The organism is Shewanella sp. 38A_GOM-205m (genome assembly GCF_000518445.1).
Lineage (GTDB): Bacteria > Pseudomonadota > Gammaproteobacteria > Enterobacterales > Shewanellaceae > Shewanella > Shewanella algae.
Map to the genome: position 1 here is coordinate 58,089 of NZ_JADP01000029.1, position 21,291 is coordinate 79,379.

16 protein-coding genes and 2 tRNA genes are annotated in these 21,291 nt (G+C 45.3%); 7 read left to right on the forward strand and 11 right to left on the reverse strand.

What is annotated here, in order from left to right; translation table 11 throughout:
* Positions 1-34 precede the first annotated feature (34 nt).
* Positions 35-931 (reverse strand): LysR family transcriptional regulator, encoded by an 897-nt coding sequence (locus N512_RS0115385; RefSeq protein ID WP_028780902.1) that lies wholly within the window; start codon positions 929-931, stop codon positions 35-37.
* A gap of 102 nt (positions 932-1,033) precedes the next feature.
* Between N512_RS0115385 and N512_RS0115390 the strand changes: the two genes are divergently transcribed.
* Positions 1,034-1,438 (forward strand): (R)-mandelonitrile lyase, encoded by a 405-nt coding sequence (locus tag N512_RS0115390; RefSeq protein WP_028780903.1) that lies wholly within the window; start codon positions 1,034-1,036, stop codon positions 1,436-1,438.
* A 129-nt stretch (positions 1,439-1,567) separates the two neighbouring features.
* Here the strand turns inward: N512_RS0115390 and N512_RS0115395 are convergent, their stop codons facing one another.
* The 8 genes from N512_RS0115395 to N512_RS0115435 form a co-directional block, all read right to left on the reverse strand.
* The gene (locus N512_RS0115395) at positions 1,568-2,023 is read right to left on the reverse strand and encodes a hypothetical protein (RefSeq protein ID WP_028780904.1); all 456 of its coding nucleotides are present in this window, start codon (positions 2,021-2,023) and stop codon (positions 1,568-1,570) included.
* A gap of 226 nt (positions 2,024-2,249) precedes the next feature.
* Positions 2,250-3,524, reverse strand: a complete 1,275-nt coding sequence (locus N512_RS23170) for a serine hydrolase domain-containing protein (protein WP_081737187.1) — start codon at positions 3,522-3,524, stop codon at positions 2,250-2,252.
* A 182-nt stretch (positions 3,525-3,706) separates the two neighbouring features.
* The gene (locus tag N512_RS0115405; protein WP_028780905.1) at positions 3,707-3,919 is read right to left on the reverse strand and encodes a hypothetical protein; all 213 of its coding nucleotides are present in this window, start codon (positions 3,917-3,919) and stop codon (positions 3,707-3,709) included.
* Positions 3,920-3,973: 54 nt separating this feature from the next.
* A complete protein-coding gene (gene rtcA / locus N512_RS0115410) occupies positions 3,974-5,011 on the reverse strand; it encodes an RNA 3'-terminal phosphate cyclase (protein WP_037475238.1) in 1,038 nt (345 codons plus the stop codon).
* A gap of 3 nt (positions 5,012-5,014) precedes the next feature.
* Positions 5,015-6,241 (reverse strand): RtcB family protein, encoded by a 1,227-nt coding sequence (locus N512_RS0115415; RefSeq protein ID WP_028780907.1) that lies wholly within the window; start codon positions 6,239-6,241, stop codon positions 5,015-5,017.
* A gap of 69 nt (positions 6,242-6,310) precedes the next feature.
* Positions 6,311-7,480, reverse strand: coding sequence for a slipin family protein (locus tag N512_RS0115420; protein ID WP_025009018.1), 1,170 nt, complete (start codon positions 7,478-7,480; stop codon positions 6,311-6,313).
* A 258-nt stretch (positions 7,481-7,738) separates the two neighbouring features.
* Positions 7,739-7,808 (reverse strand) — tRNA-Leu (locus tag N512_RS0115430).
* A gap of 1 nt (position 7,809) precedes the next feature.
* A tRNA-Pro gene (locus N512_RS0115435) sits at positions 7,810-7,880 on the reverse strand.
* 260 nt (positions 7,881-8,140) lie between these two features.
* Here N512_RS0115435 and rtcR point away from each other — a divergent pair.
* Positions 8,141-9,754: an RNA repair transcriptional activator RtcR gene (gene rtcR / locus N512_RS0115440; protein WP_037475241.1), complete on the forward strand. Its 1,614-nt coding sequence runs from the start codon at positions 8,141-8,143 to the stop codon at positions 9,752-9,754.
* A gap of 471 nt (positions 9,755-10,225) precedes the next feature.
* On the opposite strand, the gene N512_RS24550 is transcribed toward rtcR, so the two are convergent.
* Entirely contained in the window at positions 10,226-11,917 is a 1,692-nt protein-coding gene (locus N512_RS24550) for a hypothetical protein (protein WP_028780909.1), read from the reverse strand.
* 185 nt (positions 11,918-12,102) lie between these two features.
* Here N512_RS24550 and N512_RS0115450 point away from each other — a divergent pair, with 185 nt between their 5' ends.
* Complete coding sequence (locus N512_RS0115450) at positions 12,103-12,312, forward strand: hypothetical protein (protein ID WP_152134826.1); 210 nt, start codon at positions 12,103-12,105, stop codon at positions 12,310-12,312.
* 34 nt (positions 12,313-12,346) lie between these two features.
* Here N512_RS0115450 and N512_RS0115455 read toward each other — a convergent pair whose 3' ends face one another.
* On the reverse strand, positions 12,347-13,456 hold the full coding sequence (locus tag N512_RS0115455; protein ID WP_144128777.1) for a hypothetical protein: 1,110 nt from the start codon (positions 13,454-13,456) through the stop codon (positions 12,347-12,349).
* Between the two features lie 682 nt (positions 13,457-14,138).
* On the opposite strand from N512_RS0115455, the gene N512_RS0115460 reads away from it, so the two are divergent.
* Genes N512_RS0115460 through N512_RS0115475 form a run of 4 tightly spaced genes read left to right on the forward strand, consistent with a single transcriptional unit; the run spans position 14,139 to position 20,611 of the window.
* Entirely contained in the window at positions 14,139-16,457 is a 2,319-nt protein-coding gene (locus N512_RS0115460) for a tellurite resistance TerB family protein (RefSeq protein ID WP_028780911.1), read from the forward strand.
* Between the two features lie 3 nt (positions 16,458-16,460).
* Positions 16,461-17,768 carry an ATP-binding protein gene (locus tag N512_RS0115465; RefSeq protein WP_028780912.1) on the forward strand — a complete coding sequence of 436 codons (1,308 nt, stop codon included), beginning with the start codon at positions 16,461-16,463 and terminating at the stop codon, positions 17,766-17,768.
* Positions 17,765-19,966 (forward strand): DEAD/DEAH box helicase, encoded by a 2,202-nt coding sequence (locus N512_RS0115470; protein WP_028780913.1) that lies wholly within the window; start codon positions 17,765-17,767, stop codon positions 19,964-19,966. Before N512_RS0115465 ends, N512_RS0115470 begins: the two co-directional genes overlap by 4 nt.
* Positions 19,967-20,002: 36 nt before the next feature.
* Positions 20,003-20,611 carry an imm11 family protein gene (locus N512_RS0115475; protein WP_028780914.1) on the forward strand — a complete coding sequence of 203 codons (609 nt, stop codon included), beginning with the start codon at positions 20,003-20,005 and terminating at the stop codon, positions 20,609-20,611.
* The last annotated feature ends 680 nt before the right edge of the window (positions 20,612-21,291 follow it).

The following is a 21,291-nucleotide window of genomic DNA, read 5'->3' on the forward strand; positions in this document are numbered from 1 at the left end:
CTCTGGTTTGCAGGTCAATACAGTAACGGTTCAATTAAGCGCCTGAATACTTAAGCGCATCAATCAGTAATCTAAAGGCGGCCGAGTGCTGACGCCCACTCGGAAAATAGAGGTGATAACCGGCAAACCGCGGGCACCAATCTTCCAACACCGGGAGCAGTTCACCGGCCGCTATCGCCGGCGCCAACGCATCCTCAGGTTGAAAACAGAGCCCGGCACCGGCTATTGCCGCCTTAGTCACCAAATCCGGTTCATTGCAGATAAGCTGGCCGCTTACCCGCACATTCAGCTCGCGGCCCTCTTTGGCAAACTCCCACACATACAAGCCGCCCGAAGTGGGAAGACGCAGATTAATGCAGTTATGCCCGGTCAAGTCCTGGGGGATGGTCGGCTTTGCATGGCGGCAAAAGTAATCCGGCGAGCCCGCCACCAGCATACGCAGATCCGGGCTGATACGCACGGCAACCATGTCTTTGGCAACCTGTTCGCCCAATCGTACCCCGGCATCAAAACCTTGAGCGGCCAAATCAAGCAGTTGTTGATCCACAGAAACCTCGATTTGCAGCTGTGGATGCTGCGCCAGTAAGCGATTAACCACCGGCAGCAATATCGACTCGGCGGCAAACTTGGTGGCGGTAAGCCGAATGTGGCCGCTGATCTCTTGCCTGAAACTGTTGAGTCGCTCCAACTGCTCGGCTATCTGACCAAAGGCAGGCCTTAGGGTCTGCAGCAACTGCTGCCCAGCCTCAGTGGCAGCCACGCTGCGGGTGGTTCGATTCAACAGTTGTACATTGAGGCGCTGCTCCAGGCGCCTTATGGTATGGCTGACAGAGGATTGTGATGTCCCCAACCTGGCCGCGGCGCGAGTAAAGCTGCCCTCTTCAACTACCGCCTGAAACACCCATAAATCCCCCAGCTCTTCCCGTCTCATATATGAATCTCAAATATAAAGCCAATACTGACATATCATTTAAGTTACATAATCTGCGCGGCTAAGATCGAATGCAAGTCCTCATCTACACAGGAACAGATCATGAAAATCATCAAAAATGCCGCCAGCCAATCCCTTCAGGGCCCGGAAGCCACCTTCTCCGGTCGGGTAAGAATCGATAATCACTTTGAACCCGGCAGCCCATCGCGTATCGGTGCCGCACTGGTCACCTTCGAGCCTAGTGCCCGCACCGCCTGGCATGCCCACGGCGCCGGGCAACTCTTGTATGTCACGGAGGGAAGGGGTTGGATCCAAAAAGCCGGTGAGCCGAAACAAATGATTGAAGCCGGTGATACCGTATGGGTTGCAGCCAACGAAAAACACTGGCACGGGGCCAGCCAAGACAGGGCCATGAGCCATGTAGCCGTAGCCGTAGCCGAAGCATCGGAGACAGCACCGGCTGCAATCTGGATGGAAAAAGTCACTGATGATGAATATCAGGCTTGATGCCGATCAGCCCAGAGCGGTTTTCGACCCGGTTGAAGCGATATCCGGATAATGGCGCTCACCTAAATAATACCCTTCACACGGGTAATAGGCTTGATATGGGGTGCAGCCAAGGCAGGTGCCGGCGCTTCAGTTGAGGCGCTCGGCATTGTCCAGCATTTTCACCGGCAATTGGTTATCCAGCAAAAAATAGTAGAGTTGCAAATCGGCTATCAATGACGGCTCGGATAGCTCAAAGTCCTGATAGGTGTGATCCTTGAAACGAAACCTCAGTTGGTGTTCAAAGCGCTTGCTCTGGCAGTAAAGTACCTGTTCTATCTGGGCTACCTCTATGGTGACCCCAAGCAAGACTAACTTGCCTTCAACCAGTTTGACCTCCAACGCGCCTTTGCTTCTGGCTGTTAAATAGTCCATCAGCAGCGACAACAGCACGCACACGGCGATATAGGCCAACTGATGCTCAAAAGGCTCATTGGCGAGATACACCAGATAGTAGGCGAACATAGCGCCCACCAAAGTACGAACAACAAAGCTTTGCAACAGCCTGAAGTCCGGCCGTTTGTTTTCCCTGACAAGTTCTTTCATGGATTCCCTTCTAAACGTTCCCAACCAACAGCCGAGCGGCAATGATAGAGATATTTTGTATTAAGAACAAATCATTACCAAAATGCGCAGCACCGCAACTCAAGGGAGCACAAGAAAACTGCAAGGCATAAAATCATGCCAGGCGATAGCTTTATGGAGCAAATCGGAAGAGGCCAATCAGGAGGTTTGCCGGGGAGGCTCTCCTTCCCCGGCGCAGGGTTTAATGCTAACGGGATGGAATATAGAGCATGTTAATTAGGGCCGCCGCTATGGTGGTAGCCGGATCTTTGCCATCCACCGCCGGTGCTAGGTTGGTCCAAACCACCAGAGTCACCTTGTTGACAGGATCATGTCCCATAAAGGAGTTATAGCCGGGCAACTCACCAGTATGACCATAGAGGCTGCCAAACTTGGCGATCCCTAGGCCATAATAGGCAGTGTTGGGATTATCGGGATCTATCGGCCTGACACTATCCAGACGCCTTCGCTGCCAATCGGCATCCAGCAATTCTCCGGCAACCAAAGCCTCTACCCAGGTTGCCAACTCATTGGCACTGGAGATCCCGGCGCCGGCCGCCCAGCCCCAGGAAGGATTGGCCTCGGTTTGATCTATGGGTGCCAGAATGCCCTCTCTGGCTTCTCGCTGCATCTTTTCGGGCAGCATATAAGGCGGATCCATAGTCAACACATTGGTGCCATACATATAACCCCGCGCCAAGGGCGTGGGAAGAGTATTCGAATGGATATCGGGAAACAGAGTCCGCTCAAGACCCAAGGGGGCAAACAACCTCTGCTGCATCACAGCCGCCAGCGGCTTGCCATCGATTTGCTCGGCGATCAGTCCCAGCAAGACGGTATTGGTATTGGAGTATTCAAATGCGCTGCCGGGGGCAAAACCTGGCTTATGGGCAAAACTCATTGCCAGCAGCTCAGTCTGAGTCCACACCTTGGTTGGCTGCTCATCAAGTGTCTGATTCAACTCGAGCGTGGTGCTGTAATTGAAAAGACCGCTGCGCATAGTAAGCAAATGTTCTATGGTGATCGACTCACCGTTTGGCACATTGTCGAGATACATGGAGACAGTGTCACTCATTTGCAGTCGCCCTTGCTGCGCCATCTGCAAAATCACGGTACCGACCCAGGTCTTGGTATTGGAGCCCACCCTGACATGCTGATCAAAGTCGGTCGCTTCACTGCCGCCATAACGGGTTACCCCATAGGCGGTTTTAAAGTCGCCCCTAGGCGTTCGCAGAATCACCACGGCGCCGGGCACCAGCATCTCCTTGGCCAGTTGTTCCACCGTCTTCTGCATCTTGGCCGTGTCGACAGGATTGAGCACCACTTCTTGTGAATCCGAATTGCAGGCGCTCAGCAAACTCACAGAGACCAAGATAGACGCATGGATAGGCAGATAAGCCCAAAACCTCTTGGCGCTGACGACCACCTTATTGCCAAAGGGCCTGGCTCCCAAGCACTCCCGACTCAACACTCGATTGAACATAAACAGCCTCTCCCTATCTGTTATCGCATACCGGCGAGCTAGACTATCCCGCCTTCCATTGCACCACACTAACCTAGTGGGCTTTGGCAGTGGGTTCAAGTTGTTGTGAGAGAAATATGGCGAGTATTGCCGGGAGCAAAAGGTCCCGCTGCCAGGCTGTTTAACAAACTCAGCTACAGCGACTAATCAACTTTGACGTAGAAGCAGTTGCATTTACAACTGAACAAGCCGATTTGCGGCTCCTTGGGCTTCTTGCCACTGCGCTTGGCCTGTGAATTGGCCACCTCGACAGCATGCTTGATCTCGCTGATTTCCTTGCGGGATAAGCGCTTGGTATGCCCATGTACTGGGCAACGCTCTCTTTCACCATCATGGGTGATACGTTCACCTGACATGCTCTATTCTCCTTTTTATTTTTCGCCCGCCTGGCTGCTAGCCTCCACGGTAGTTCAGCTGCTTATGCTAATTTGCCAACACAGCTCATTTTGCTGTTCAGCCCTAATATTGATATCCATAAACTGCTTGATGACCTCAATATTGGTGCTTGTGTGCAGGCTCGGTTTACTGGTCGTGTAACTGCCCTTTCCAGCCAAGGCCATGGGAATGAGTAACTGATCCGCCAGTTGCTCTTCCACTGCTGCTTCGGCGCTAACAAACTTATTTACCCGCCCCGCACATCGCTTGGCCACGCGCTCTGCCGAGAGGCCCTGCTCACCAACCACTTCAAACAGGTTGGTATGTGTCTTACCCTGGATTGTTAACTGAAAGCTATTACCTGGCCCTATGGAGTCCACATCCGTGATTATGCCTGACGATGCGCTCCACCCCAGAACCGTTTTTGCTGCAGCCACTTCTCTTTGCCCAATAGATACAGGTAACTGGCTGACAAGTGCATGAAGCCCGCAGTTTTCCGGTTTTTTTGCAAACTCACTTCCAGACTCCATGAGCCTAATTGGGCTCAAGACTTTTGCCGGCTTTATCTCTATCTGCCACTTGCCACCACCTACCGGATAAAACCCAAGCGAAGACTTCACAATTTGGCAGTCGATGCCCATCAGCTTTAACAGCGGCAAATAGGACTGCTCCAGAAAACACAGCGAGGGCGACATTCCATTGTGTGTGCCACCTTCAAACTCGACCTTGGAGCCTGCCTTCGCCAGCGCCAAAACCGGCAAGATGGTTTGGCACACCAACACTGTGCTTCCTGCTGTGCCAATGGCGAAACGATAATCGCCGGGCAAAACCTCACCGGGCGAAAACCGTATCCGGCTGGAGCCCAGTTCCACCCCTTCTGTGCTCGCCTCACATATCGCTTGTGCCGCCAATACCGAGGTCAGGTGTTGGCGCAGCAATCCGGGCTTCTTACGCTTGGCTCGAATATTGACTATTTCGATTGGTCGCTGAGTCAAAATAGACAGGGTCAATGCTGTCCTTAACACCTGACCACCGCCTTCTCCCTGCGCCCCATCTATCACTAAATACGGCATGATTTACCCCTTAACGCACACAACTTGCTTCAAGGTATAAACCACTTCAACCAAATCTTTCTGCGCTTCCATGACCTTATCTATATCCTTGTAGGCATGAGGTATCTCATCAATGACTGCCGCATCTTTACGGCACTCCACCCCTTGAGTGGCTTCAATTTGATCTTTGACCTTATATACCTTTTTCGCCTGGGTTCTGGACATTACCCGCCCGGCACCGTGACTGCAGCTATTGAAACTCTCGGGGTTTCCCAAGCCCCTGACAATGAAGGAACGAGCCCCCATGCTGCCTGGAATAATCCCCATTTCGCCCTTTTCAGCTCGAACGGCACCTTTACGGGTGACATAGCAGTCTTTACCGAAATGCCGCTCCCGGGAGATATAGTTGTGATGGCAATTCACCGCCAATTCCGCTGTCGAAAACCCTGTCGGGATCAGCTTTCTTAAGGCTGCAATCGCATTGAACATCATGATTTCACGGTTTTTCGCCGCATAATCCTGCGCCCACTCCACAGCCTCGACATAGTCATCAAAATACTCACTCCCCTCTTCCAGATAAGCCAAATCCATATCGGGCAGGTTAATCTGATGGCGCTGCATCTCTTTCCTGGCCAGTTCGATAAAATAGGTACCTATCCGGTTACCCACACCGCGACTGCCTGAATGCAACATAATCCACACGGCATTATTTTCGTCCAAACAGAGCTCAAGAAAGTGATTGCCTGTACCCATAGTGCCTAAGTGTTTCAGGTTATTACTCTTCTTTATTGCCGGGTGCTTTTCACAAATTCGCTCGAACCTGGTTGCCAGTTTTTTCCATTCCTCGGCCACCAACTCAGGAACATTGTGCCAGGCACCTCTGTCCCTTGCCCCTCTGGCTCTTCCGGTTCGGCCATGGGGGATAGCGGCCTCAAAGGCACTTCTTATTCCAGCCAAATTATCCGGAAGCTGACTGGCGGATAAGGTCGTTTTGACGGCCACCATGCCGCAGCCAATATCGACACCAACGGCAGCGGGAATAACGGCATCCACCGATGGTATTACGCTGCCAATGGTTGCCCCCTTGCCCATATGGACATCCGGCATAACCGCTATGTGTGAATGTACCAAAGGCATAGCGGCAATGTTGTTCAACTGCTCCAGAGCCTTGTCTTCAAAAGGAACTCCCTTGGTCCACGCTTTAATCGTTGCCCGTCCCTTGCTTTCTATAACGTTGTAATTACTACACATTACTGATTCCTTTACTTCCAATCCATTTCTCAGCGGGCTGCGGCATCCTCTTCGCCACAGCCCTTCCCGTCAGGCAATTTTCACTATGCCATTCATAAGCCCTTCCAGGCCGCCGTAAACCGTCAGGTTGCCTATCTTGTCCGACACTTTCTCGAGTGCTTCAAGCTCCTTCAACCGCATCAAGGTAGGATTGTTTTCCATCACCTTGGCAGTGTTGTGCAAACTTCTGGTGGCCGATGTTTCTTCGCGGCGCTTGATCACATTGGCTTCCGCCGCTTTTTGTGCTTCCACCACCTGATTCAATATCGCCTTCATCTCTCCGGGCAGAATAATGTCCTTCACGCCCACATTGACCAGTGAGATACCTATAGCAGTAAGCTGATCTGAAACCAGTTCCTTAACTGTTTCATTGACATACAACTTATCCAACAGAATATCGTCCAGTGACTTAGTGCCAACCGCTTCCCGCAACGCCAGTTGCAATGTCTTGTAGACAAAGTCATCCACCTTATCCACGCTGCGGGCAGCAAGTTCGGCATCCTGCAACCTAATGCTCGCGCTAAGATTAATCCGCAGGCTCACCCTGTCTTTACTCAAGATTTCCTGGCCTGAAATCTCCAGCATCTGCGTCCGGCAATCAAAGGGCTTCACTTCAATCGTGTGATTGAACTGCCAAAATGCGTGCTGCCCCGGCTCCAACCTGCGTATGAATCGACCATTTACATACAACAAGCCGATATGGTCTTTGGCGACAGAGATATCCGCAATCGGCTTAATCGCCACTGTACGGTTGCTTCTGATCAATCTTGTAGCGGTATTGGCTCCCGCACGATTGATCAAGAAGAGCAGCTTTTCATCAACTTGCAGATTTTCCTCAATTGAGAGGGTATCCAACCTCAATTCCCCCGCGTCTTTCCACAGGTAAAGGTGCTCACCCGGTGCAACAATGCCTTGCAGCAGATCGTCCACATAGAGCAATCCCACTTCATTGCTCGACAGTTTCCAATGCGAGATGTGTTTACGCAGAGCATCGCTGCTTCGGTAAAGTCTGTCGGCATTTTTTTCAGCAAAGTAGAGCGTATTGATATCAAAGGTAATGAATTCCAGATCATCTTTAATATCCCAAATTTTGTGCTTCCCAGGCATAAGTACATCCGCCAGCATTTGATTTTTAAACATCAATACCCTTTGGTTTTCAGCGACTGTAACCGTTTTTCTTATTGAGAGTTTTTTAAACATAGTTAATTTCCTTTTATCCTTTCACTTACCCGGAAGTAAGTGGAGTTAGCAAGAGTTCATTGCTTAACTGAGAAAGGCACCTGATTTCTAAATGGCAGGGAGCATCCTGCTGGCTACCATTGGTCCATCTTTAGCGTTTATCAGTCATTGGCAAAAACGACTCGCTAACCTTGATTCTTGCAATTTGAATTTAGGGCGGGATTTGAACCCACAACAATCGAATTAACACTTCGATGCTCTACCAATTTGAGCTACCTGTATTTAAGGAAGGATTCGAACCTTCGACTACGACATTACGCCGCTGCTCTATCCTCTGAGCTACTTAAATCCTATTAAGATGGGAATCGAACCCATGACCGACGAATCCACTTCGCTGCTCTTCCAGCTGAGCTACTTAATAATGCATTTGATTAGGCATACGCAGTCACAGTGTTCAGCGCACCGGTGTGACCTTTGAATCACAACCACTTAATCAGACAAGTTATCTATATCAATCAATGTGCCAACTTAGGCATCAACTAAAAATAAAACACATAACACCTTGATTGTTAAGCACAAATAATTCTTGCAACTCATAAACCCTGTTTTATTACCAGGTTGACCGCAAACAGAAAAAGTAATTAAATGGATACGAACATATCAATATGGATATCACAAACAATGAAACGCACTGTGGTCGTAAGTTTGGTTGGCACTCAATTGGATTACACAGGGAAAGGAAGTGATAGATGGGCCAAGTGGCGCCCCAATGTCAGCTTATGCAGCCAAGAAGATTTGATTGTCAGCCAACTGCACATGCTTCATGACAACCACAGTAAAAGGTTGGCCAGCAGTGTTGCGGCCGATATTGGCAGCATTTCACCGGAAACAGAAGTCGAATTACACAATGTGAACTTCAATGATCCCTGGGATTTTGAAGAGGCTTACTCAAAACTCTATGATTGGTGCCACCAACAGGTATTCGATACCGACCGGAACGACTATCTATTCCACATCACCACAGGTACCCATGTTCTGCAGATATGTATTTTCCTGCTGACAGAGAGCGGCCACTTTCCCGGCCGCTTGATACAAACCTCACCGGATAGAGGCAATAAAAATAAGGCTATAGGAAAAACCCAGATCATTGATTTGGACCTTTCCAAGTACGACCAACTGGCGACACGCTTCGACAAGGAACACCTCGAAGGAAAAGAGTTTCTTAAGAGTGGTATAGAGACGAAAAATGCGGCATTTAACCGACTGATTACGCAAATCGAAAAGGTCGCGATCCGCTCCAGCGATCCTATGTTGCTCACAGGCCCAACCGGTGCCGGCAAGAGTCAACTTGCTACCCGTATTTTTCAGCTGAAGAAAAAGCGCTCAATGTTGGAAGGAGAGCTGGTATCGGTAAACTGTGCAACGCTGAGAGGCGAAAATGCCATGGCGGCATTGTTTGGTCACACCAAAGGAGCCTTTACCGGGGCGCAAAAAGAACGCCGTGGATACCTTCTGACAGCAAATAAAGGCATGTTATTTCTAGATGAAATAGGTGAGCTCGGGCTGGAAGAACAAGCCATGCTGCTGCACGCAATTGAAAACAAGACTTTTCATCCTGTGGGCAGTGATCAACCGGTTTCCAGCGACTTTCAGTTGATAGCCGGAACAAATAGAAATCTGAAGTCACAAGTCCATCAGGGCCTCTTTCGGGAAGATCTGCTGGCCAGGATCAACTTGTGGACCTATGAACTCCCCGCATTAAAAGATCGCAAAGAAGACATTCCAGCCAATATTGACTACGAAGTCAGACTCTACGAACAAAAAACCGGACAGCGAATTCAATTCAATAAAGAGGCTAGGATTGCATTCGAAAACTTTGCCACTTCCAACAGGGCTATTTGGTCAGGTAATTTCCGCGATCTAAGTTCAGCCATCACAAGATTGTGTACATTGGCAGACTCATCAAGGATCTCTGTGGATGATGTGAAAGAAGAAATCGCGCGACTAGAGCAGTTCTGGCAATCTTCTCCACACGATACTCAGGTAGAAACGCTGAAGCAGTATCTTGCAGATGAAGAAATTGCCCAGTTGGACCAGTTTGATGCCAATCAGCTCAACTATGTTTTAAATATCTGCAAGCAACACGGCAGCATGGCATCGGCCGGCAGAGAGTTATTCGATGTCAGTAGAACCAAGAAAGCCCAAACCAACGATTCGACAAGATTGCAAAAGTATCTCCAAAAATTCGGCTTAACTTGGTCGAAGATACAATCCAAGGGGAAAGAATTAGCCTGATATCATAGGATGCAAGAGGTTTGAACAAACTCACCGACACGCCAATAGAATAAGTAGATAGATAAGCTGTACTAGCTCACCCACCTCCTAACCCTGGAACTCTGGGTCTGCCACACGAATCTGGCCCAGTTTCCGTTTTATCAGCGCCCTGACGCTATCATCTCCCAGCCCCAGATTATTGGCTATGCACCAACTGAGTATTCCTGTCTAACACATTTAACACGGCTTGACGGGCAAATTTTCTGATGGGCTACCACCTGGACTGATAAACAACATGCTCAGTTCTCAGCTCGATATGTTTATCCAAAGCATTAGTGAGGTATGTTTAGTCTCGAACGACCTCCCATCCCCTTCTCTCCTGAAAAAGCATACAGCACTAAAAACCTAATGCTGTACGCCGATTTCAACAGCCCTGTCCGCTTCACATCCAGGCTTTAATCACACCTATTTAGGATAGCTGGAGCCAAATAATCAAAGAGTATCGCAAAACATTTCCCTAACACCTTGACCACTCTTGAAGGCACAATCAATGGCTAATTGTCTATCTGCACTGAGGTTACCCATCTCCTGGTCAATGAGTTCAGCCCCCTGTTCCAGGGTATTGGCTTCTATCACGGTTTGGAAAAGCTGCAAATACCAGTTTTGGTTCGGCCTTAACACTATTCCTTGTCTTTCAAAGTACTGGCATGTTCGAATGATCACAGAGCATTGCATCATCACATAGGTGGACTTCACTTCTGTATTGCTCCATAACTGTTCTATGCTCATTAACGCAAATAAGCCAGACAAAGTTTGAGCAAGCAAATATTGCCCCGCCAATTCAGCTGTATCCTGATTTCGATATTTTAAGTGGGAGTCAACAATGAAAAAGATACTAAAACAACATTCCGCCATCGAAGTAACCAACTGCTTATTTTCAGGGTATCCCTTATCCCTCAAGCCGGAAACAACATCATCCAATACAACTTCGTATATGTTGGACAACAAAGTATCCAAAGCAGCTGGTAATTGAAGCTGCTCGTCAGCAGCCGATACAGAGTCGGACTTACGCAATGCGACCACTAGCTCTTCGAGCATATTCGTCAGTATCAAAACTTCGTTTTCAGAGAACTGATCCAAGTACTGGAAGTCATAGTCATTAATAAAGAGAGTTTTTTTATCACAACGAATACTACGAATTTCACTTAAGGAAAAACTCTCTACCTTTCTCAGCGTACCTTTAGCCCAAATAGCATGAGGAGTCACAACCAGAAAATCTTTGGTTGTTTGCATAAAGGTGTTATCCACAATCATCAGGATATCGTAAGGTTCGATTTTACCCTCTGATATTTCGATGACTTTTCTGACTTTGTGGACTTTGATAGCCGGCGCGATTTGGATTTGTTGGGATAGACGATGCCTCTTGGCTACGGCGTTAACTATATCCAAGTATTCCCGCTGATAGCTACCTTCAAAAGCGGGCTTGGGACAGGATTCCTGCTCCGGCTTTTCAGGCTTAAGGCTTTCGGGGGCAGCGCTTTCAGCTTTGTCGCTCGCCGGTGCTGTATTACTGGCCGGAGCTGTATTGGTGAGAGATACGCCACCATTTGCATCTGCTGCCGGAATAACACTCTCGGTTGTAACGCCTTCAGGGGGAAGATTTTCAGCAGTAACGCTCGTCGAAGCAGTGTTGCCGACAGAAGCTTCACCATTTGCAACAGCTGCCGGAGTCACGCAGGCTTGTGCCACATTCGAAACTTCAGCAGTTTCTGTCGCCCCTGTATTGCCTTGTATCTTTTGGGCCAGTTTTTCCAACAGTTTCAATAAAACCGCGGGCTTCATACCGGAACCCGCCATACCAAAAGCACAGCCTTGCCCCAACAACAGATCTGAACCGTCAACAGCATGCTCTTGACTGGTGTTTATCAACTCTTCCCACGACATGTGGTTTTTTGCAGAAGTTGTTGTCCAGTCATTTTTCCAAAACAATCCTTCAGATGTAAATGCCAGACCATTTTTTGCAGAACCAAACACCGTAGAATCGACTATGGCATAAATATCGACCGATGATGACATGCCATAACATGCACTTGCATTTTTAGCTTTCTTGCTGGGTATGTTGGGCGCAACAAAAAGCCCATCAGAGTGGAAGTTCTGCAAAATCTCCAGCACATCTGTTTCCATTTATCCTGTTCCTTGTATAAAACCTTGCTCAATACATAGCTATGTAACGTATTGATATAATTTGAGTAAGAACAAGGATAAGTGCAGCAAGCAACCCCCTGCAATGCTTTCTTAACAAAAGTATGAACTCAAACGACATCATCAATCCTGCCCCTGTGTCCTACAGGTTCTACCGGGTGTCTGCCATGACAACAGCAGCCATATTGAACCGCTTACCCATCGATAACAGGCTCAAGCTGACGACCGACTTTAGCCATGTATTCAAAGGGCCGGATGGTACACTGGAAGTGGGTTCAGGAGGGAATGAGAGTATCCGTGAAAAATCATCTATTTCAATGGACAAGAAGCAGCCCAAGCTTTTAAAACAGTATGATAGGGATAGCTGGCTCTTATGAGCAATAAAAGCCAGCTTAAACAAAAACATCAGATTTAACATTCATTAACTGGTACTCTAAATACGTATTTTAGAGCCCCCCCCTGATAGAAATAAACCGTACAAGTTTGGTATCCGCCGCCACTAGGTCCGCCGGTATTTTCACCAATATTGCTGAAGTTGGAGGGACCACCTGATGAATTCTTAAAGTCACCACTTTCACGTAGTGTTTTTAACTTGCTAAGAATGCAGGGGTCAGTAAAAGCGAGAGGACCATTTTTTCCCTTCAACTGTGCTAAAGTATAGCCTCCAGCGACTACCGAAAGATCATTCAATGTTAAATCAATTATTGGTGTAGCTGCAATGTTGTCATTTTTCATAATCCTTAAGTCAAATAAAAGGTAATCTGTCATAAACCCACCACCCTCAGACTGTCTAAAGCCGAACTGAAGTGATAAGGATGGATCTTTACTTGTATATTTAAGACCCACTGTTCCCAGCCGATTACTGAGATTTACTTGTACATCATTTATATCGACTGACGATCCATTCTTACTCAATACAGCGTGAACATTTTTCAAAAGGGGGGTACCGTTAACTATATCTGACTTTAACTTATTTTCTATATCCGTTAATTTATTTGGATCAACTATAGCAGCAAGTGCAGTATCGGTTGGGCAACCGCTTGAAACACCAGAACTGTCATCCTGATTACTATCATATAATCCAACTTGATTAATTCCTGCTGAGATAATACCAATCTCGTCTCGACGAATTTTATTTTGTTCTACAACTGACTTTTTTAAGGCTCCATAGGCTAGCCCAGCATCTGACAAAAGAGACTTTTTTTCTGATGTTATAGAAAAAGGCCAAGTTGTCGCTTCATAAGATATCCCATCAAACCTATGCCCTACACTGAAACTATAAACAACACCGGTATTTGGATTGACCAGGGCTATTTTATTGCTCGTTGAGCCACAAATCATGTTATCTGGTGTCATGGGCTGAGTTCTGTCTTCCGGGTAACAATTCAGACGTGGCGTAAAGTTTTTAACAGCAAACTGTCGCGCACTAGCATCATTTGTACAACTTGAGCACAAATAGTTCTGAGTAGCCATTGATGAAAATGGTAAAATCCCCATCAGTAAAAAAAATATTTTTTTCACCTTACACCTCCTTGTTTACACCACTGTTACCAGCTTATAACCCACCAGTCAACCACTCCGGTCATTGTTCTTCAATCATCTTTTTACTTCTGGGTGATGTAACCTGTTGGCCTGCATAGTTTATGTTGACCAGAACCCTATTCGCGCTGGAATAACCAAAATCCTGGAGGACTCAGACTATAGCAGTATTCAACGGCAGATACGGGCAGGGATACTGGATAAAAACACCTGAACTATTACCCTTTGGCGACAATGAACGGCATAACACGCCACAAGGATTGCACTTTGAAGCCAAGGATTATTTAATGACAGGTTGATGATACCGGATACATTATCCGCCACAACAACAGCAGCCATATTGAACCGCTTAAACACCCCATCAATGACGAGCTCAGCTAACCAAGGGCCTTAGTCGTTTGTTCAAAGGGCCGGATGGTACGCTGGAGCCACTTACAGCGCTTTGTAAAGCCGGAGCTGTGGTTCTGCAACGACGGTGAAGGCAAGGAGCAGTTATTTGTCGGAAGCTTTTTAGCTGAATCTCCGAGGCTCCCTGGTACTAATCTCGGTGAAAGGTCAAAATTTTGCATTATTTATCTTTATTTGATATAAATGGCCAATCACAACATATAAAAAGCAAGGGTCAAAATAACCTAATTTAAAACCTTGAAAAAGAGGAAATAAAATGGAATTTGTTATTGGGTTATTTGTAACTTATTTGCTTTATAGATTTTTTAAAGGTAAGAAGAACGATAAACCTTCTGCACAAAATCCGTCTCCCCAAAGAACTCACAAACCTTTTTCCGAAAAAACAAAAGTCTCTGAAAGTAGAACGTCATCGCCCAGTATTGCTGTAGGTTCTTCCAGCATAAGTGTATCCAGTTCGTCTAATCATGCTTATTTAGACGATGATGATGACTTTGCTACTTTTACTATTCATACAAGCTTTGGCCGAGAGCCAGAAAAAACAACGAACAAACAAAAAGGTCGATGGATAAGTGTAGATGAACAACTTTCTGTTAATGGAAGACAGTTAACGAAAGGCTTTTTCTACTTTGGTGGAGTAATGAATTCACTAGATGGGTACGGTATAGAGCCATCTCTAGTGGATGATAAACGCCCGGCTTCAAGTCCCTCGGTAGATTCAGAAATATACACTGATGAATCCTTAGGGTACTGGCCAACTTACGCATCCTTATCTAAAGGCTGTAGAGGCGCTTACCTAGATTGGCTCGCCTCTGATCGCTCAAACCCCAGTACGCCAATTGGTTATGTCTTCATCTATTTCTACGGGTTTGAGAGAAGAGTCATCGAAAACAAATCCAATAATCAAATATCTAATGAAGAGTACATAGCAATATTTGAAGAAGTGTTGCGTCTCAATAGCGTTTTCAACGCAAATCGTTCGTTCAGAGGATACTCTGCTAATTTCCTCGAACTAATGGCACTTCAAAGACCCTCCTTATTAGAAGATAGACTGTCAGATATACCAGAAACTAATAATGCATTGTCATTCAGAGTTAAACTTGCAAAAACTATAGCCAATGGAAACCCTGTAACAGCTCCCTTAGCTTTAGAGTGGCTAAAAAATACATTCGAGTATTCCCTAAAAACTCCCGCCCGTAGATGTGAAGAAGAGTTTAGCCAGCTTTTCCAAATTAGATTTTCTGACAAGTTTGGCGAAGGAATTTCCGTAAAACCCAATAAAACTAAACTGCGACTTTCATACCATGCGGCAAGCAATGGTGTGCATGGGGTTGATTTGGAGTTGGGTGACTTACCTGATCCAAGTATTCTCAAAGGCCCAATTAAAAAGCTCATTCCTATTGCCGAACAATGTACAGAAGAGTTGAGCAGCTATAGCCGTTACTTAGGAAAAGCTGATACCTCAAGGAGTGATATTGCAGCGCTGATGTTATTACCTAAAGAATTGGCAAACGAAGCAAACTCACCAGTTATAGAAACATTTAAGTCTTGGGCAAATCAGATAATTAGTTCAAATGATGGACTAACCACAGTCAAGGATTTCTGGACTCATACAGGTACACCTCTCCCTAAGGCGTTTAACAAAAAAGAAAATGAACTAGTCGCTAACTTGGCTGCTAAGGCTGAAATAGGTATTGCGCCAGACCAACGTTTTCACCATGCAAAATTGAAAACCGATGATAACATTGTGCTCTTCTCACCGGGCCATGGAGAGTTTTTTGAGCCAAGCTCGACATTCAATCAAGTAAGTTTAGCAATTAGGTTAGGGGCAATGGTCGCAACGATAGATGGTACTGTAGATCATCATGAGAAAATCGCCTTACAAACGTTGATAAACCACGATGACAAACTCTCACCTTCTGAAAAGAACTCGTTAAATGCATATTTAACTTGGCGTCTAAATTCCCCTGTAAATAATACCGGATTGAAAGCTAGGATTGAAAAACTCGGCGTTCCACAGGTTGAATTCTTGAAAAGATTCATGCTTTCCATCGCTCTTGCTGATGGAAAAATCGATGCTTCTGAAATTAAGCAAATCGAAAAGTTATATACCTCATTAGGCTTAGATAAGTCACTCGTTACAAGTGACATTCATGCATTTGCCTCCAGTAAACAACCTATCTCAGCCACATCTAAAGACGCTTCAATTGATAAAAGTACCTTTCAGTTGGATGAAGGTATTCTAGCTATGCATGAAAGTGACACCAACGATGCAAAGAGTATGCTGGAGAGTATATTTGCCGTTGATGAAGAAGCTGAACTGGAAATGAGCCCCACCGCTGATGTCAATGAAGAAAGCTTAGATAGCCCTTACAAAGAGCTTTTTGAAACTTTGATAGCTAAAGAGTCGTGGCCACGTAAAGAAGTTCATGAACTGTGCAGCAAACTAAACATAATGGTTGATGGCGCATTAGAAACTATTAATGACTGGGCTTATGACAAAGTTGATGCGCCAGTTCTAGATGACGATGGTGATATCTATGTCGATCTAGAAATCGTAGAAGAATTGAAGGGATAAATAATGGTTGCAAAAAGAATACGAGCTAAAGAAAGAGATGCAATTATCCAATCTCTGAAGTCAGGTGTTACTCCTAAGATTGGAATCCAGCATATCCAAGTAGGTCGAGTAAATGAATTAAAAGCGCTAATCCAAGACATTGATCGGATCTCAGATGGAGGTTCAGCTTTCAGGCTCATTATCGGCGATTATGGTTCTGGTAAAACATTCTTTTTAAGTGTTGTACGCGCTATTGCTCTAGAGAATAAGCTTGTAACCGTCAATGCAGACTTATCTCCTGATAGACGTATTCATGCATCGGCTGGTCAAGCTAGGAACCTTTACTCTGAGCTAATGCGTAACATGGCTACTCGCAACAAACCTGATGGTAGTGCTTTAACCAGTGTCGTTGAAAAGTTCATCACAGAAGCAATGAAAGAAGCTGATACTTCAGGAAAAAGTATAAATTCAATTATCCATGAAAAATTAGCATCACTTTCTGAACTGGTTGGCGGTTATGATTTTGCTAAAGTTATTGAGGCTTATTGGATAGGTCATGAGAAAGATGATGAGATATTAAAAGCTAGCGCCATAAAATGGTTACGAGCAGAGTATTCAACTAAAACCGATGCCCGAAATGACCTAGGAGTTCGAACAATTATTTCGGATACATCTTTTTATGATGCACTGAAATTAATGAGTTTATTTGTCAGACAAGCTGGCTACCAAGGGCTTCTAGTTAATTTAGACGAGATGGTAAATCTGTATAAGTTGAACAACACCACAGCGAGAACTTCTAACTATGAACAAATACTCCGAATTCTAAACGATTGCTTGCAAGGAAGCGCTGAGTATTTGGGCTTCCTTCTCGGCGGAACCCCTGAGTTTCTGCTAGATCCACGTAAAGGCTTGTATAGCTATGAAGCACTACAATCTAGATTGGCAGATAACAGCTTTGCTAAACAAGCGGGCGTGATTGATTATTCGTCACCAGCCCTACACCTCGCTAGCTTAACCCCAGAAGAACTTTATATTTTGCTTAAAAACTTGCGTCATGTTTATGCTGAAGGTGACGAAACGAAGTACTTGGTTCCAGACGAATCTCTCAAAGCGTTCTTACAGCACTGCAGCCAAACTATAGGGGATGCGTATTTTCGAACGCCACGTAACACCATTAAAGCATTTTTAGACATGCTCGCAGTAATCGACCAAAACCCGCAAATTGCGTGGCATAGTCTAATCTCATCAGTAGCAATAAATGAAGATAAGCCTTCCGATGTTGAACTCGAAACAGAGGACAATGAAGATGGATTTGCTGACTTCAAACTATGATTGATGAACATGAAAAATTAGACCATCGGATTCAGCGCTGGATATTCAAACAAGGCTGGACTGGCTTACGAGAAATACAATGCCTTGCTATTGAACCTATATTGTCTGAAAAGACAGATGTGCTGATCAGCGCTTCAACCGCAGCAGGAAAGACAGAGGCATTTTTCTTGCCTGCGCTCAGCACTATCGCACCTCAAGAAACGGGTGTAGGGATCCTTTACGTTAGCCCTCTAAAAGCCCTTATAAATGACCAAGATAGGCGCTTAGGAAGTCTGTCTGACCTGTTAGAAATACCGGTTACTGCCTGGCATGGTGATAGCTCACAGGGCCGAAAGAAGAAGTTAAAAGCATCGCCGTCTGGTGTCGTGTTAATAACACCTGAGTCATTGGAGTCATTACTCATCAGAGACTCAGGCTGGATCAAAGCTGCATTCTCTAATTTGAAATATATCGTTATTGACGAGTTTCATGCCTTTATTGGCTCTGAGCGCGGCCATCACTTACTCTCTTTACTACATAGACTTGAACACCTTCTCGGAAGACTAAAAACACCAATCCCGAGAGTAGCTTTGAGTGCTACGCTTGGTGAGTTAGAGAAAGTACCTCTATCACTTCGCCCTAATCGATCTTTACCTTGCAAGATCATCAAAGATACACATTCGACTTCCACCCTGAAGGTTCAGGTAAAGGGGTATGTAAACCCTGCTAACTTAGAAGCTGAGTCTTCCAATGATGCCGAATATACGATCTGTCAAGATTTATTTAAATTTTGTCGAGGCGGAAATCACCTTGTGTTTGCAAATAGTAGGAGCCGTACAGAAAGCATTGCGGCTACATTATCTGACTTCTGTGAAGAAAAAATTGTACCGAATGAATTTTTTCCTCACCATGGTTCGCTATCTAAAGATCTTCGAGAAAGCTTAGAAAAGCGATTGCAACAGGAGCATTATCCTACCACAGCGATTTGCACAATGACTCTTGAACTAGGCATTGATATCGGCAAGGTAAACTCAGTAATTCAAGTAACAGCCCCCCACTCTATTTCAAGTTTACGTCAAAGAATGGGACGCTCAGGAAGACGCGGTGGAGCCTCAATATTACGAATGCTCATCGCTGAAGCTGAATTGACAAAAGACTCTAGCGTCATTGACAAGCTGAGACTGGAGCTTATTCAGTCTCTGGCCATGATCAGACTTCTTATCGGCAGTAAATGGTATGAACCAGCTGATACATCACTTTATCACTTCTCAACACTCCTTCATCAAATACTTGCGGTTACTGCACAATGGGGAGGAATTAGAGCAGAGCAATTATTTAGTTTGCTCTGTAAAGATGGCCCTTTTCAAAACGTTAATGTTGAAAACTTCAAAGCACTACTTATCCACATGGGCAAAACAGAACTCATAACTCAGTTAGGAAGTGGTGAATTGGTGCTTGGCCTTTTGGGAGAAAAGCTGACAAGCCATTACTCGTTCTATGCTGTTTTTAAAACGCCTGAAGAGTTCCGGATTGTATGTGGAACCAAATCACTCGGAACGCTGCCTGTAGATTCATTGGTATTAGAAGGGCAGTATATTGTTTTCGGTGGAAAACGTTGGAAAGTAAACGACATAGATAGCGAAAAGAAAGTCATTTATGTGGAGCATGCAAAAGGTGGCAAGCCGCCTAAATTTGGTGGTACTGGCTTGAACATACATGATGTTGTCCGGCAGGAGATGTTCCAAATATTAAAAGACGGTGACTACAGAATTTCTGTGGGGGATCGGAAAGTCGACTTCGCTAATTCAGCGGCACGAGAACTGTTTGGTGAGAGTGTAAGATATTTCGAAGATGCAAAGCTCTCTAGAGAACCACTGCTCCAGGTTGGCAATACAACTTATATATTCCCATGGCTTGGCGACAAAGTGGTAAATACAATTGTCGCCTTGCTAATCCAACATGGCTTTGAAGCTGGTGCATATGCAGGAGCCATAGAAGTAGAAAAAGCGTCATTAGAAAGTGTTCGCTCAACATTGCTCAAACTTGCTTCAACGGAACTCCCAACAGAAACAGAACTTGCACAGCAAGTATTGGAAAAACGTATCGAAAAATTTGATGAATTTTTGCCAGAAAACATTCTATCCATTGGGTATGGAGCAAAAGCTTTTGATATAAAAAATGCTAAAAGTTTTTTTAAGAGTTTAGCTTTCAGTGGGTAGTCCCCCCGAAAAATAGCGGCCCCAAAGTAGGAGTTTATGAATAATTACGAAGAACAATACTACAAATTTTTTGAAGTACCATTTCGAGAAACTTACCTTCATTTGAAGGCATCACTGGATACTGGCCGCCGTCGCTACAGCTTCACTAAATTAGATGCTATTGATGGACCAATATTTTTTACGAATGCAGATAAAGGCGAAATGCCGTTCATAGTAAGTGATTTTTTACTCCATAGTTTTTTCCCTGTGGTTTCTAAGAAAATTGCCGACATAATCATGCCTTATAGCATTAATGGCTTTCAGTTGTTTCCTACTGTGTTAATTGATGATAATGAGAAGTGGCATGAAGATTTTTTCTTTTTTAATGCTTATGACAAACTCGACTGTATAGACTTTGACAGCAGTGACATATATGATTATTCATCAGAAGACAGTATACACGAAGTCATTCGGTATAAATTAAAAAACGAAGTGTTAGATACGATTCCATTAGAAAACCGTTTGATCATACGCCCGAGTAAAGTTGCTGGTGGCGGTTTATTCATTCATGAAACTCTTGTGACTCAAATTATTAAGCATGTCGACCCTAGTGCCTTTAAGTTCTTTCGACTGAGTGAATACACATTAGGGGATAAATATGTATAGCATTGTATTTTTTACAGGTTGGTGACTGCTTTTTGAAACCATAGCTATACAGAAAAGCTTTTGAAGACACCTAAATAAGTGATCCTAATTGTGCTCCACCTTCATGAGACCATGCCCACCACCAGGGAATGGTGAAGTCTGGTCCATAAAGTACTTAACTCGCTCCATCTGCTTAAGCATACCCATCGACAACTAGCTCAAGCTGACCAGGGACTTTAGCCGTTTATCCAAGGGCCGGATGGTATACCGAAGGCACTTACGGACGGCTCTACTCACCTGCAACGACAACGAAAGCAAAGGTTGCATGGCCAGCAGTTGTTTAGCTGAATCCCCGAGGTTCCAAGTATTTCTCTCCATCGAACTTTGTTCGATTTCAATAATCTCTTAAATTCGACTTTTGTCTTCACTTTAAGCCGAATGGGCCACAAAAGGTTAAAGAATGATGTTCTTTCTGAAAACATCATTCTGACAGCAACACAGGTAACTAAATAGCTGTTCCAAATAGTAGATCACAGGAAGGGAACTCAGTCCTGTTTGAGCGATCAGATCTATCGCCAAACAAACCCACCACTCGCACAAGGACTGAGAATGACCATCTTAGCACCACTATGCCGCGCTGAGCGCAAGCGCATGCAAAAATTGATTCAAAAAACCAACGATAAGCACTTTGCCAGGCGTCT

What these genes read in the sequence shown, in the direction of transcription:
- N512_RS0115385 (WP_028780902.1), bottom strand. Translation starts at nt 931, where the DNA reads ATGAGACGGGAAGAGCTGGGGGATTTATGGGTGTTTCAGGCGGTAGTT.
- N512_RS0115390 (WP_028780903.1), top strand. Translation starts at nt 1,034, where the DNA reads ATGAAAATCATCAAAAATGCCGCCAGCCAATCCCTTCAGGGCCCGGAA.
- N512_RS0115395 (WP_028780904.1), bottom strand. Translation starts at nt 2,023, where the DNA reads ATGAAAGAACTTGTCAGGGAAAACAAACGGCCGGACTTCAGGCTGTTG.
- N512_RS23170 (WP_081737187.1), bottom strand. Translation starts at nt 3,524, where the DNA reads ATGTTCAATCGAGTGTTGAGTCGGGAGTGCTTGGGAGCCAGGCCCTTT.
- N512_RS0115405 (WP_028780905.1), bottom strand. Translation starts at nt 3,919, where the DNA reads ATGTCAGGTGAACGTATCACCCATGATGGTGAAAGAGAGCGTTGCCCA.
- rtcA (WP_037475238.1), bottom strand. Translation starts at nt 5,011, where the DNA reads ATGCCGTATTTAGTGATAGATGGGGCGCAGGGAGAAGGCGGTGGTCAG.
- N512_RS0115415 (WP_028780907.1), bottom strand. Translation starts at nt 6,241, where the DNA reads ATGTGTAGTAATTACAACGTTATAGAAAGCAAGGGACGGGCAACGATT.
- N512_RS0115420 (WP_025009018.1), bottom strand. Translation starts at nt 7,480, where the DNA reads ATGTTTAAAAAACTCTCAATAAGAAAAACGGTTACAGTCGCTGAAAAC.
- rtcR (WP_037475241.1), top strand. Translation starts at nt 8,141, where the DNA reads ATGAAACGCACTGTGGTCGTAAGTTTGGTTGGCACTCAATTGGATTAC.
- N512_RS24550 (WP_028780909.1), bottom strand. Translation starts at nt 11,917, where the DNA reads ATGGAAACAGATGTGCTGGAGATTTTGCAGAACTTCCACTCTGATGGG.
- N512_RS0115450 (WP_152134826.1), top strand. Translation starts at nt 12,103, where the DNA reads ATGACAACAGCAGCCATATTGAACCGCTTACCCATCGATAACAGGCTC.
- N512_RS0115460 (WP_028780911.1), top strand. Translation starts at nt 14,139, where the DNA reads ATGGAATTTGTTATTGGGTTATTTGTAACTTATTTGCTTTATAGATTT.
- N512_RS0115465 (WP_028780912.1), top strand. Translation starts at nt 16,461, where the DNA reads ATGGTTGCAAAAAGAATACGAGCTAAAGAAAGAGATGCAATTATCCAA.
- N512_RS0115470 (WP_028780913.1), top strand. Translation starts at nt 17,765, where the DNA reads ATGATTGATGAACATGAAAAATTAGACCATCGGATTCAGCGCTGGATA.
- N512_RS0115475 (WP_028780914.1), top strand. Translation starts at nt 20,003, where the DNA reads ATGAATAATTACGAAGAACAATACTACAAATTTTTTGAAGTACCATTT.